11 protein-coding genes are annotated in these 12,343 nt (G+C 73.3%); 3 read left to right on the plus strand and 8 right to left on the minus strand.

All coding sequences use genetic code 11. The features are described from left to right. Nucleotides 1-7: 7 nt before the first annotated feature. From ACIBH1_RS14335 to ACIBH1_RS14365, 7 genes are read right to left on the minus strand one after another with little or no spacing between them, the layout of a single operon-like run. Entirely contained in the window at nucleotides 8-295 is a 288-nt protein-coding gene (locus tag ACIBH1_RS14335; protein ID WP_397314150.1) for a DUF2218 domain-containing protein, read from the minus strand. Continuing rightward, a complete protein-coding gene (locus ACIBH1_RS14340; RefSeq protein ID WP_397314151.1) occupies nucleotides 289-4,038 on the minus strand; it encodes an AMP-binding protein in 3,750 nt (1,249 codons plus the stop codon). The genes ACIBH1_RS14335 and ACIBH1_RS14340 overlap by 7 nt, the downstream gene beginning before the upstream one ends. After that, nucleotides 4,031-4,213 carry a phosphopantetheine-binding protein gene (locus ACIBH1_RS14345; RefSeq protein WP_397314152.1) on the minus strand — a complete coding sequence of 61 codons (183 nt, stop codon included), beginning with the start codon at nucleotides 4,211-4,213 and terminating at the stop codon, nucleotides 4,031-4,033. Before ACIBH1_RS14345 ends, ACIBH1_RS14340 begins: the two co-directional genes overlap by 8 nt. After that, entirely contained in the window at nucleotides 4,210-4,824 is a 615-nt protein-coding gene (locus ACIBH1_RS14350; protein WP_397314153.1) for an isochorismatase family protein, read from the minus strand. Before ACIBH1_RS14350 ends, ACIBH1_RS14345 begins: the two co-directional genes overlap by 4 nt. Before the next feature lie 2 nt (nucleotides 4,825-4,826). Further along, nucleotides 4,827-6,359, minus strand: a complete 1,533-nt coding sequence (locus ACIBH1_RS14355) for a (2,3-dihydroxybenzoyl)adenylate synthase (protein WP_397314154.1) — start codon at nucleotides 6,357-6,359, stop codon at nucleotides 4,827-4,829. Continuing rightward, the gene (locus ACIBH1_RS14360; protein ID WP_397314155.1) at nucleotides 6,352-7,509 is read right to left on the minus strand and encodes an isochorismate synthase; all 1,158 of its coding nucleotides are present in this window, start codon (nucleotides 7,507-7,509) and stop codon (nucleotides 6,352-6,354) included. The genes ACIBH1_RS14355 and ACIBH1_RS14360 overlap by 8 nt, the downstream gene beginning before the upstream one ends. A 16-nt stretch (nucleotides 7,510-7,525) precedes the next feature. Further along, nucleotides 7,526-8,218, minus strand: coding sequence for an SDR family oxidoreductase (locus ACIBH1_RS14365; RefSeq protein WP_397314156.1), 693 nt, complete (start codon nucleotides 8,216-8,218; stop codon nucleotides 7,526-7,528). 98 nt (nucleotides 8,219-8,316) lie between these two features. Here ACIBH1_RS14365 and ACIBH1_RS14370 point away from each other — a divergent pair, with 98 nt between their 5' ends. After that, nucleotides 8,317-9,273: a FecCD family ABC transporter permease gene (locus ACIBH1_RS14370; RefSeq protein ID WP_397314157.1), complete on the plus strand. Its 957-nt coding sequence runs from the start codon at nucleotides 8,317-8,319 to the stop codon at nucleotides 9,271-9,273. Then, nucleotides 9,270-10,295 carry a FecCD family ABC transporter permease gene (locus tag ACIBH1_RS14375; RefSeq protein WP_397314158.1) on the plus strand — a complete coding sequence of 342 codons (1,026 nt, stop codon included), beginning with the start codon at nucleotides 9,270-9,272 and terminating at the stop codon, nucleotides 10,293-10,295. The genes ACIBH1_RS14370 and ACIBH1_RS14375 overlap by 4 nt, the downstream gene beginning before the upstream one ends. On the opposite strand, the gene fepB is transcribed toward ACIBH1_RS14375, so the two are convergent. Beyond that, on the minus strand, nucleotides 10,249-11,211 hold the full coding sequence (fepB, locus tag ACIBH1_RS14380; RefSeq protein ID WP_397314159.1) for a Fe2+-enterobactin ABC transporter substrate-binding protein: 963 nt from the start codon (nucleotides 11,209-11,211) through the stop codon (nucleotides 10,249-10,251). The two genes, ACIBH1_RS14375 and fepB, sit on opposite strands and share 47 nt — an antisense overlap. 89 nt (nucleotides 11,212-11,300) lie before the next feature. Here fepB and ACIBH1_RS14385 point away from each other — a divergent pair, with 89 nt between their 5' ends. Beyond that, a complete protein-coding gene (locus ACIBH1_RS14385) occupies nucleotides 11,301-12,338 on the plus strand; it encodes a YbhN family protein (protein WP_397314160.1) in 1,038 nt (345 codons plus the stop codon). Nucleotides 12,339-12,343 lie beyond the last annotated feature (5 nt).

The raw sequence follows: 12,343 nt of genomic DNA on the forward strand, positions 1-12,343 counted from the left end.
GTCGTGGCTACATGCGGGGGCTCCACGTCACGACCAGGCTGTCGCGCGAGCCGAAGCGCTCCAGATGGTCGGTGACCACGTAGCGCACCCGTCCCAGGCTCTCCTCGTCGGGCGCGCTCACCTCCAGGTGGAGTGCGCCTCCGGAGGCTCGCATGACGCAGGTGCCCCAGTCGAAGCGGGCCGTGCCCTCCTCGTCGGTCCACTCGGCGGGCACCTTGTGCGCGAAGTGTTTGCACAGCTGCACCAGGTAGCGCGCGGCGCGCTCGGTCTCCACGGTGGACGTGATCGTCAGCACAGGATCTCCTTGTAGATGATCGGCGGGCACTCGAAGGCCGAGGCCCGCTCGCAACGCACCTCGCCGAGCGCCTCGGGTGCGCCCGCGGCCAGGTCGAAGAAGAGCGCGAGCGCGGGGTCCAGCGCCCTGATCCGCTCCACCCAGGCGGGCAGGGGGATCTCCGGCACGCCGAGGAGCTCGGCCAGGACCTCGCCGAGCCGTACGGGCGGGCGGGGCGCGAGGTTGAACACGCCGGTCGCGCCGGTCGCGGCCAGGCCCACGATCGCCTGGGCGGCGTAGCCGACCGGCGTCCACGGCTCGGCCACCTCCAGCTCGGGGCGAGCGCCGGTCTGTTCGGAGGCGCGCATGATGCGCCAGAACAGGTCCTGCGGGTTGGGCTCGCCGACGACCCTGCCGAGGCGGTGGACGGTGGCGGGCAGGCCGCGTTCGAGCGCCTGCCGTACGAGCTCCTCGGCGGCCCACTTGCTGCGCTGGTAGCCGTCGCGCAGGCCGTCGTGGGCCGGGACGAAGTCTTCGGGGATCGGGCGGCCGGACGGGGCGACGGCGAGGGTCGACACGTGGTGCACGGGGACGCCCAGGCGAAGGACGTCGATGGTGGCGCCGACGTTCACGGGGCTCAGGCTGGCGTAGCCGCGGGTCACGCTGACGACGGCGGCGTTGTGGTAGACCGCGTCGACGCGCGGCAGGCCGGCGGTCCAGCCGGGGGTGGTCAGGTCAGTGGGTACGGCGAGCACGCGCGGATGGGCGGGCAGGCGGCTCGGGTCGCGCACGGGGCACACGACGCGGGCGTCGGTGGAGGCGAGCAGTTCGGCCAGCAGGTGCCTGCCCACGAAGCCGGTCGCGCCGGTGAGCAGGACGGCTCCGGCACGCGGCGTACGGCGGGGCCGGACGTCGTCGGGGAGGCACGCGTCCCGCTCCCAGGGCGCGTCGGCGGTCTGGGCGCCCTGCAGGGCCGCGGCCAGGGTGGTGGGGGTGGGGTGGCGGAAGACGAGGGTGCCGGGGATCTGGCGGCCGAGGAGGACGGAGAGGCGGTTGACGACCTGGATGGTCTGGAGCGAGGTGCCGCCGAGGAGGAAGAAGTCGGCTTCGGGGGATATTTCGGGAATGCCGAGCACCTCACGCCAGACGTCGAGGACCGCCGCGAAAACGGGCGAGGCAGCGGACACAGAGGCAGCGGACACAGCGCCAGACGACGCGCCGGGCACGGAGACGGCCGCGAGGGCCTCGTCCGGCGCCGGGGTCGGGTCGTCGAGCGAGTCGCGAAGGGCCGCGCGGTCGATCTTGCCCGACCCCGTCCGCGGCAACCGCCCCACGTACGCGATGTGCCCAGGAATCAGCGCGGCCGGCAACACCGCCCGCAAGTGCCCCCGCAGGTCGGCGGCGTCCCCCACTACGAAGGCCGCCAGGTGCCGCACCCCGCCGCCCCCGACGCGCCCCACCACCGCCGCCTCCCTCACCGAGGGATGCGCGAGCAGCGCCGCCTCCACCTCCCCGGGATCCACCCGATGCCCGCTGATCTTGAACTCGTCGTCCACCCTCCCCAGGTGGACGAGCTGCCCGTCCCTCCTGACCCGCACCCGGTCCCCCGTCCGGTACACGCGGCCGAACCCGTCACCGCCCACGTACCCCCGGGCCACCCCGTCCCCCTTGATCACCAGCTCCCCTCGCGAGACGGCCAGCCGTACCCCCGGCAGCGGCCGCCCGATGGGCGCCTCGGGGTCGCCCGGCACGAGGTCGGCCGCGGTGGCGACCACGGTGGCCTCGGTGGGCCCGTAGGTGTTGATCAACCGCACGCCCGCCCCCACGGCGGCGTGCCAGTCGGCCACGCGCGCGGGCTGGGCCGCCTCTCCCCCGATGATGACCGTGCGCACCCCGGCGGGCAGCGTGCACAGCCCGGCGGCCAGGGCGTGGGCGACCTCGTGCCAGTAGGCGGTCGGCAGGTCGAGCACGGTGATGCCGAGGTCGGCGCACGCCTGCAGCAGCCGGGGCACCGACGCGATCATGTCGTCGGTGCGCAGCACCAGGCATCCGCCCGCGCACAGCGTGAGGAAGATCTCCTCCACGGACGCGTCGAAGTGCAGCGGCGCGAACTGCAGCACCCGGTCCTCGGCGGTGATCCCGTAGCGGGCGCTCGCCCCGGACACGAACTGCGCGAGCGCCTCGTGGCCGACCGCCACCCCCTTGGGCCGTCCGGTGGAGCCCGAGGTGTACATGACGTAGGCCAGGTCGCAGGGCGAGCCGGTGGAGAGCCGTTCCACCCCCGACGGGGTCACGAGCACGTCGGGCCGGGCGTCGGCGAGCACCGCGTCCAGCCGCGCCTTCGGCCAGGCAGGGTCGAGGGGCAGGTAGGCGGCGCCGGCCAGGACGCAGCCGACGACGGCGACGATCGCCTCGACGCCGCGCGGCAGCAGGACGCCGACGAGCCCGGCGCCGTCGACCTGTTCGCCGAAAGCCTGCGCCGCCTTCATCAGCTCCCGGTACGTCAGCCGCCGACCGCCCAGCTCCACGGCCCCCTCGAAGGGACGTTCCGCCGCCCGTGCCCGCAGCAGGCAGGCGACCGGCACGGCGGGGGCGGGAAGCGGCCCGCCGTCGAGCGGGCTGCCGTGCCGTACGGGACGGCCGGACAGGAGCTTGCCGAAGTGCTCCAGCCAGCTCTCCAGATGCCCCTCGACCTCCTCGGCCGAGTAGGCGGCCGCGTTGGCCTCCAGGACGACACGGTCGGAGACGGTCACCGACAGGTCCTCGACGGGCCCGGCCGACAGGGTGCGCACCGTGCCGGTCGCCTCCCCGAAGGCCAGCGGCCGGCGGAAGGGCAGCAGGTTGACGACGGGCCCGAACAGCCGCCGCTCCCCGCCCACCAGCCGCAGGTCGCGGCGCAGCCATTCGTAGCGGTAGCCGTGGTGCGGCCTGCTGTCGCGGACCGCGCGGGCGACCTCGCCGCACAGGGCGTCGAAGGCCCCGCCGTACGGCACGCGCACGCGCAACGGCACGATGTTCATCGCCATGCACGGCACCCGCAGCAGGCCGGTGCCGAGCCTGCCCATCACGGGCAGGCCGAGCACGACCTCGTCCGCGCCGGTCCAGGCGGCCAGGTGGCTCGCGGTGGCGGCGATCACCCGCTCGGCCAGGTCGGCCCCCCGGTACGGCAGTGCGCCGGTCGAGCGCACGACGCCGCCGGGCGGTGCGGGCGCGGCGAGCGAGACGGGTTCCGGCGCGCCGTCGAGGTGGCCGAGCCAGTACGCCCGGTCCCGTTCGTCCCCGGTGGCGGTGGCGGGCACGAAGGGCGCGAGTCCGGCCGGGGCGCCGTTGTAGACGGCGGCGACCTGCCCGGCCAGCAGCGAGAAGGCGTAGCCGTCGGCGGCGATGTGGTGGATCTGCTGGTACCACAGGTGGTGCCGCTCACCCAGGACGAAGAGCGCCTGGGTGAACAGCGGCCCGGCGGCCAGGTCCACGGGTCGCTCCAGCGAGGCCCGCATCCAGCCGAGCGCCTCGTCGAGCCCGGCGGGGGCGGCCACGTGCAGCGACCACGGCTCCCGGCGGAGGACCTGCACGCCCGCGTCGAACCTGGTGTGCAGGGCGTCGGCCGCGTCGATGACGGACCGCAGCGCCGCCGAGAACCGCTCCACGTCGAGCGGCCCGACGATCTCGACGTACTCGCCAGCGTTGTAGATCGGCGACAGCGGGTCGAGTGCCTGCCCGGTCCGGATGCCCTCCTGCGCGGGCGTCAGCGGTAGCTCATTCACCCGCGAGCTCCGCCCAGGCGCGCAGGGTGGGCCGCTCGGCCAGGTCGGCGAAGTCGACCTCGAGCCGCTCGGCGACGATCATCAGCCGGACGGAGTCGAGCCCGTGGTCGAACAGGTTCTCGTCGTCGCCCGGCACGACGCCGTCGAGCAGCGAGGCCACGTATTCGCGCATCATCGCGGCACCACCGACAGCTCCTTGGCCGAGACGACCTGGGCGCAACGTTGCGCCACGTACTCCAGCGCGCCCACGTGGTGCTCCAGCGAGAAGTCGGCGACCGCGTCGCCGACCACGAAGGGCTGGATGTCGCGCATGAACGCGTCGAGTGCGGTGGCCTGCACCCCGATGTGGGCGTAGATGCCGGTGATCAGCAGCTGGTCGCGGCTGCCCAGCCGGTCGGCCAGGTCGGTGCGGACGAACGCGCTGTAGCGCCACTTGGTGAGGACGCGGGCGGGGTCGTCCGGCCGCAGCGCGTCGACGATCGCCGCGCCGTACGGGTCGCCGAGTCCGCGGCCCCAGAAGTCGGTCAGCAGCCCGCGCTGGCGGGGTGTCTGCGAGTCGGGCTGGGCGGAGTAGAAGACGGGGATGCCGGCCGCCTCGCACATCTCGCGCAGACCGAGGATGTTGTCGATCACCGTCGGGATGGGCTCCGACTCGAAGGGCGCCAGGAAGTGGTTCTGCATGTCGTGGATCAGCAGCGCGGCGCGCGCGGGCTCGAGCCGCCAGCCGACCCGGTTGTCCGGCAGGGCGGCGGGCAGCTCGTAGGCGGGGATCGCGGGTAGTGCCATGGTCAGACCTCTCCTCGCAGGCCGGCGCGCAACGCGGCGCGCAGTTCCTTCTTGCTGGTCTTGCCGACCCCGGTGGTGGGGAAGGCGGTGACGAACTCCACCCGGTCGGGCACCTTGTAGGCGGCCAGGCCCTGGTCGCGGACGAACGCCCGGATCTCGGCGGCGGTCGGTGGCGTCCCGCCGGGCAGGACGAACGCGCAGCTGCGCTCGCCGAGGTAGGGGTCGGGCAGCGAGACGACGGCCGCGTCCAGGACGGCGGGGTGGGCGAGCAGGCAGGCCTCGACCTCCTCGGGCGAGACCTTCTCGCCGCCGCGGTTGATCAGGTCCTTGGCGCGGCCCTCGACGACGAGGTGGCCGGTGGGCGTGCGCCGCACCAGGTCTCCGGTCCGGTAGTGGCCGTCGTCGGTGAAGGCCGACGGGTCGGCGTCGCGGTAGTAGCCGCGGATCGTGTAGGGGCCGCGGGTGAGCAGCTCGCCCACCTGGCCGGGGGCGACCGGCCGGCCGTCGGGGGCGACGATCAGCACCTCGTCGTGGGGCGAGATCGGCCGTCCCTGCGTGGTGTGCACGATGTCGTCGGGGTCGTCGGCGCGGGTGTAGTTGACCAGGCCTTCCGCCATGCCGAAGACCTGCTGGAGCCGGCAGCCCAGCTCCCTGCCGACGCGCCGCGCGGCCTCGGGCGGGAAGGTGGCGCCGCCCACCTGGAGCACCCGCAGGCTGGACAGGTCGTGCTTCCTGCGCGCGGCCATCCACACCAGCGCCAGCGGCGGCACCAGGGCGGTCATCGTCACCCGCTCCTTCTCGATCAGGGGGAAGGCGACGTCGGGGGTGGGCGCGGGCGCCATCACCACCCGGCCGCCCGCGTGCAGCACGCCGAGCACGCCGGGCGAGCTGAGCGGGAAGTTGTGCGCCACCGGCAGCGCGCACAGGTAGACGCTCTCCTCGGACAGCTCGCAGATCTGTGCGCTGGCGCGCACGCTGTAGAGGTAGTCGTCGTGGGTGCGCGGGATCAGCTTGGGCAGGCCGGTGCTGCCGCCCGACAGCTGCAGGAAGGCGACGTCGGAGGCGGCGGGCCCGTCCAGCTCCCGGGGTTCGGCGTACGGCAGGGCGTCGGCGTGGAGCGTGGGCACCGGGGAGTCGACGGCCAGGTCACGCGTCGTCACGTAGGCGGTGGCGCCGCTCTGCCCGGCCAGGTGGGCGATCTCGCCGCGGCGGTGCGCGGGCAGCGCGAAGACCGGCAGCGCCCCGAGGCGGAACAGGGCGAAGACCACCTCGAAGAAGGCGGCGCCGTTCGGCAGGTGCACCACCACCCGCTCTCCCCTGCGCAGGCCGTGGCCGGCGAGCCCTGAGGCCAGCCGGTCGGCGGCCAGGTCGAGCGCGGTGTAGGTCAGGCGCACGTCGCCGGCGACGACGGCCTCGCGCGGTCCGTGACGTCGGGCCAGTTCGCGCAGCCACTGGCCGAAGCTCTGGCCGCGCCAGTAGCCCAGGGCCCGGTATTCGGAGGCGACCTCCTCCGGCCACGGGGTGAAGTCAGGCATCGGCGTGCTCCTGCGCCAGGCCCATCGCGCGCAGGGCGGTGGCGAACTTGGCGCTCGTCTCGGCCAGCTCCGCCTCGGGGTCGGAGCCGGAGACGATGCCCGCGCCGGCGAAGAGGGTGATCGTGGCGCCGTCGGCCACGGCGCAGCGGAGCGTCACCGCCCACTCGCCGTCGCCCGAGGCGTCCTCCCAGCCGACCATCCCGGCGTAGAAGCCGCGGTCGAAGGGTTCCAGCTCGCCGATGACGCGCAGGGCGTCGGCGGTCGGCACGCCGCCGACGGCGGGCGTCGGGTGCAGGGCGGCGGCCAGGGTGAGCGAGGTGGTCCCGGGGTCGGCCAGCTCGCCGGTGACGGTGGTGGCCAGGTGCCACATGGTCGCGGTGGCGGTCAGGCTCGGCTCGGCGGGCACCGTCAGCGAGCGGCAGTGGGGCCGCAGCGCCTCGGCGACTGCCGCGACGACGAGGGCGTGCTCGTGGCGGTCCTTCCTGGAGCCGAGCAGCGGGGCGGGGTCGCAGGAGCGGGGCAGCGAGCCGGCCATCGGGGTGGCCACCACGCGGGTGCCGGTGCGGGAGACGAGCAGTTCTGGACTGGCGCCGAGCAGGGTGCGGCCGCCGGGCAGGGGCACGGAGTAGGCGTAGCCGGAGGGGTCGTGGGCGGCCAGGGCCGACAGCACGGCGGCCAGGTCGCCGTGGAAGGGCAGGCGCAGGGTGCGGGCGAGCACGACCTTTTCCAGGCGGCCGGCGCGCAGGCCGGCGACCGCGTCGGCGACGGCCCGCCGGTAGCCGTCGGGGGTGGGGAAGGGCTCGGCTTGAGGGAGCTGGCCAGGGGGCGGTGCCGCCTGCCGTGCCGCCCCGGAGGGCGCGGGCGCCTGCCGTACGGAGACCGGGACGGCCAGGCACGCGGCCGCGTCGGGCGCGAACGGGACGGCGCCCACCACGATGGGACGCTCGTGCCCGGCCGCCAGCGCGACCCGCAGCGAGCCGCTGACCCGCGCGGGCAGGTCGGCCAGCCCGGCGGGCCGCACCGAGTGCGGCACCGCGAAGTAGACGCCCTCGGCCAGCAGCGTGCCGCGCGAGGTGGAGAAGACGAAGGTGGAGTCGGGCCGGTAGGCGGACAGCATGCCGCCGGCCGGGGCGAGCCCGGGTGAAGACATTCAGGGGGTCCAATCGTCAGAGAGAAGCGCCGCCGTCGACGTAGAGCTCGTGCATGGTGATGTGCCTGGCGCGGTCTGAGGCCAGGAAGAGCACGGCTTCCGCGACGTCGGCGGGCTGGGCGACGCGGCCCAGCGGGATGCCGATGCGGAAGCGCCCGGGCGAGCCGTTCACGGGGTCGCCCGGCAGCGCGCGCAGCATCTCGGTGTCGGTCGAGCCGGGTGCCACGACGTTGCAGCGGATGCCGAGCGGAGCCAGCTCCAGCCCCAGGCACTTGGTGAACATGGTGGCCGCGGCCTTGGCGGCGGCGTAGGCGGAAAGATGCGCGCGCGGCACTCCCGCGGCGTTGGAGGAGACGGTGATGATGGCGCCGCTCCGCCGCGGGATCATGTGCCGGGCCACGGCCCGGCAGGTGTGGAAGACGCCGTCGGCGTTGACGGCGAAGGCGCGGCGCCATTCGGCGTCGGTGAGCGCGGTCACCGGTCCGTGGCACAGGGCGCCGGCGACGTTCACGAGGATGTCGATCGGGCCCGTCGCCTGCTCGGCGGCTTCGACGGCTCGATCCACCTGGGCGGAGTCGGTGACGTCGACCGAGGTGTCGAGGTCGAGCACGGTGACCCTGCTGCCGGCCGCGCGCAGGGCGGTGTCGACTGCCTTGCCGATGCCGCCCGCGCCGCCGGTGACTAAGGCATGCCTGCCTTGGAGATCCAATCCAGCTCCCCGAGTCATTAGGTAAGGCTTGCCTAAGTTAGATCGACCATGACGGCTTGGTCAAGCTAAGGTAAGCCTTACCTAAAAGAGAGGACGTTATGCGCTGGACGGGTCTCGGCCTCTGCCTCGCCGTGCTGGCGCTGGTCGCGGGGCTCAGCATCGCCGTCGGGGCCCAGTCGCTCGATCCGGCGACCGTCTGGCAGGTGCTCTGGCACCCCGACGCGGGCCAGGCCTCCTCGATCGTCCACGACCTGCGCATCCCCCGCACGCTGCTGGGCCTGTGCGTCGGCGCCGCCCTGGGGCTGTCGGGGGCGATCATGCAGGCGCTCACCCGCAACCCCCTCGCCGACCCCGGACTGCTCGGCGTGAACATGGGCGCCTCGCTCGCGGTGGTCTGCGCGATCATGTTCTTCGGGGTCGAGGACCTGACCGTCTGGGTCTGGTTCTCCATGGCGGGCGCCCTGCTGGCCGCCGTCGCGGTGCACCTGATCGGCGCCGACCACCTCGTGCTCGCCGGCGCCGCCATCAGCGCCTGCCTGCTGGGCGCCGTCAACGCGGCGCTCTCGCTCGACGCCGGCGTCTTCGACCAGTGGCGCTACTGGGACGTGGGGGCGCTCAACGGCCGCTCGATGGAGATCGTGGTCCAGGTCGCCCCCTTCGTGGCCGCCGGGACACTGCTCGCCCTAGCCCTGGGAGGCGGGCTGAACGCCCTGTCGCTCGGCGAGGACGTGGGCAGGAGCCTCGGGCTCCGGCTGAGCCGTACGAAGATCCTGGCCGCGCTGGCGGTGACGCTGCTGTGCGGCGCCGCGACGGCCGCCGCGGGACCGATCGGCTTCATCGGCCTCATGGCCCCGCACGCCGTGCGCGCCTTCACCGGCGCCGACCACCGCTGGGTGCTCGCCTTCTCCGCCGTCGTCGCGCCCGCGCTGCTGCTGGCCGCCGACGTGCTGGGCCGCGTGATCGTACGGCCCGCGGAGCTGGAGAGCGGCATCGTCACCGCCTTCGTGGGCGCCCCGATCTTCATCTACCTGCTGCGGCGCAGGAGGTTCGCGTGAGAACCCTGCGCCTGGCGGCCTGGTCGCTGCGCGTCCACGTGCGAGGGGCGAGCGTCGTGGCGGTCCTGCTCCTGCTGCTCGCCGTCGTGTCGATCCTGGCGATGTCGACCGGGTCGGCCCTGAGCCCCGGCCGGGCCCTGGCCTCGCTGCTCGGGTACGGCGACGCCACCGCCGACCTGGTGGTGCACCGCTTCCGCGCTCCCCGGGTGCTGCTGGGCCTGCTCGTGGGGACGGCGCTCGGCGCGAGCGGGGCCATCGTGCAGAGCCTGACCCGCAACCCGCTCGGCACCCCCGACCTCATCGGGGTCAACGCGGGAGCGGCGGCGGGAGCGGTCTTCATGATCCTCGTCGGCGGCGCCGTGCTGCCCGGCGCCCTGGGCTGCGGGCTGCTGGCCGGGGCGCTGGTCTACGCGCTCGCGTTCAAGCGCGGCGTCGGCGGGACGAGGCTGGTGCTGGTCGGCATCGGGGTCAACGCGATGCTGCACTCGGCCATCGCCTACCTGCTCACCCGCGCCGACCTCTACGACGCCCAGAACGCCAAGATGTGGCTGATCGGCAGCCTCGCGGGAGCGGGCTGGGACCGGGTCTGGCCGCTGGCCCTCACCCTGGTCGCGGCGTTGCCGGCGGCGCTGCTGCTGAGCCGGTCGTTGTCGATGCTGGAGCTGGGCGAGGAGGTCGCGAGCGGGCTGGGCCTGCGCGTGGAGCGGCTGCGGCTGGCCCTGCTGGTCGTGGCGGTGGCGCTGTCGGGCGTGGCCGTCTCGGTCTCCGGCCCGATCACCTTCGTCGCCCTGGCCGCGCCCCAGCTGGCCAGGCGCCTGACCAGGGCGCCCGGTCCCGGCGTCGCCGCCTCGGCCGTCACCGGGGCGCTCCTGCTCACCACAGCCGACCTGCTGGCCCAGCGCCTGCCCACCGCCGGCCAGCTGCCCGTGGGCGTGCTGACCGGCGTGCTGGGCGGCCTTTACCTGGCCTGGCTGCTCAGGCGAGCTGCTGCTGGATCCGGTCGAGGATGGCGCTCGCGCTGAAGTAGTCGATGCGGAAGGCCTCCAGCCCCAGGTCGTAGACACGCTTGTCGGCGACAGCCGGCAGGTCCTTCCACAGCGGCTTGGCCTGGGTGGCGGAGATCTGCTCGGCGCTGTGCCCGGCGAAGAACACCGAGCTGTCGCCGAAGGCCTTCACGACGTTCTCCTGGGCGACGTTGACGATGTCCTTGCGGTTGCCGCCCTCCTTGCTGGAGGCGGCGGCCAGCGAAGGGTCGATGGCGTGCAGGGTGAAGCCGAGCGAGGTCAGCAGGGCGCCCTGGGCCGACTCGGCGGTGAAGACGGGGATGTCGGTGTTGTTGTCGCGCACCACGACGGCGTCCTTGCCGCCGGTCTGCACGGCGCTCTTGACCTGGGCCACCTTCTGGTCGTAGGCGGCGATCGCCTTGCTCGCGTTCGCCTCCAGCCCGAGGGCCTGGCCGAGCTTGCTGGTCAGGTCCTGCCAGGTGGTGTTGTCGTAGCGGTAGAGCACGGTCGGCGCGATGGCCTTGAGCTGGTCGAAGATCTTGGCGCTGCTGTCCTGGCCGGAGGCGGAGCCGACGATCAGGTCGGGCTTGAACTCCACCACCTTCTCCAGGTTCGCTTCGAAGCCCTGGTAGAGCACCTGCACTCCGCGCTGGGAGGCCACCTGGCCCCACTGCTTGAAGAAGCCGCCGGCGTCGGTCATCGGGCTGGGCGGGGTGGCCTGCGAGGCCACGACGGGGGCCTCGACGGCCAGCAGGTGACCGGTCATCGTCACGCTCATCGAGACGATGCGCTTGGGCGAGACGGGCACCTGGGTGGTGCCCGCGTCGTGCTGTACGGCGCGGGTCTCACCCGACGCGCCCGCGGTTTCCTGGGCCGATCCGCAGGCCGTCAGCACGGCCGCGGCGACCAGTGCCGCGAGTACGGCACGCAACATGGAGCTCTCCTTTAGGTAAGGCTTACCTTAATTAGGGCAGGCTTACCTTATAACGAGCTATGGGACGGAACCAGGCACACTAGACCCCGATGAAGAAGACCTGGCTCCAGATCACGCTCTCGGTGCTGTCGCTCGCGCTGGCGACGACGCTCGTGGTGTTCCTGCCGCAGATCATCGGCTGGCTCACCGGCAGGCCCGTCTCCTGGGCCCAGATCGGCGCGCAGTTCGCCGGACTCGGATTCGGCACGATCGCCCTCATGACCGCGACCTGGCTGGCCAGCCTGATCGCCTACACCTTCGTGCTGACCAACTCGATGCCCGGCCTCAACCACACCCAGGCGCTGACGCTCAACGCGGCGGGCAGCGCGGTGAGCAACGTGCTGCCCTTCGGCGGCGCGGCGGGTGTGGCGCTGACGTTCGCGATGGCCAAGGGGTGGGGGTTCGCCAACCGGCCGATCGTGACCATGACGCTGGTCAGCGGCGTGTGGAACACCCTGTTCAGGTTCATCCTGCCCGCGGTCGGCATCATCGCCCTGCTCAGCGCCGGGCAGGTGCCCAACCCCGCCGTCGCCAAGGCGGGCTGGACCGGAGCGCTGTCCATCCTGGGGATCGTGGTGGTGCTGGCCGCCGCCCTCTACTGGGACCGCGCGGCCCTCCTGCTCGGCAGGGCGCTCGACAAGATCACACCGGCGCGGTGGAACGCCTCCCAGGCTCTCGACAACCTCCGGCGCGACATCGCCGGGCTGGTGCGGACCAGGGGCGTCGGACTCTCCCTCGGAATGATCGCCTTCCTGGGCCTCCAATGGCTCATCATGGTCGAGTGCATGAAGGCGACGGGAGCTTATCCGGGCCTGGCCCAGTCGATCGCGGTCTTCGCGCTGTCGAGGGTGCTGACCAGTGCCGTGATCACCCCCAGCGGGGCGGGATTCATGGAGGCCGGCATCGCCGGAGCCATGGTCTATTTCGGCGTCGACAACGCCTCTGCGGCGGCCACCGCGCTGCTGTTCGGCTTCTGGACCTACACTATCGAGATCCCCTTCGGAGGGCTGGCACTCGGAGCCTGGGCGCTGCTGCGCAGGCGCGAAGGCCGGACCTCCACGAGCGAACCGGTGAAGGCCGAGCAGTGACGCGT

The organism is Nonomuraea sp. NPDC050663 (genome assembly GCF_044456985.1).
Lineage (GTDB): Bacteria > Actinomycetota > Actinomycetes > Streptosporangiales > Streptosporangiaceae > Nonomuraea.

Coding starts and splice junctions, on each gene's coding strand:
- fepB (WP_397314159.1), bottom strand. CDS start 11,211: ATGTTGCGTGCCGTACTCGCGGCACTGGTCGCCGCGGCCGTGCTGACG.
- ACIBH1_RS14345 (WP_397314152.1), bottom strand. CDS start 4,213: ATGATGCGCGAATACGTGGCCTCGCTGCTCGACGGCGTCGTGCCGGGC.
- ACIBH1_RS14360 (WP_397314155.1), bottom strand. CDS start 7,509: ATGTCTTCACCCGGGCTCGCCCCGGCCGGCGGCATGCTGTCCGCCTAC.
- ACIBH1_RS14370 (WP_397314157.1), top strand. CDS start 8,317: ATGCGCTGGACGGGTCTCGGCCTCTGCCTCGCCGTGCTGGCGCTGGTC.
- ACIBH1_RS14350 (WP_397314153.1), bottom strand. CDS start 4,824: ATGGCACTACCCGCGATCCCCGCCTACGAGCTGCCCGCCGCCCTGCCG.
- ACIBH1_RS14385 (WP_397314160.1), top strand. CDS start 11,301: ATGAAGAAGACCTGGCTCCAGATCACGCTCTCGGTGCTGTCGCTCGCG.
- ACIBH1_RS14355 (WP_397314154.1), bottom strand. CDS start 6,359: ATGCCTGACTTCACCCCGTGGCCGGAGGAGGTCGCCTCCGAATACCGG.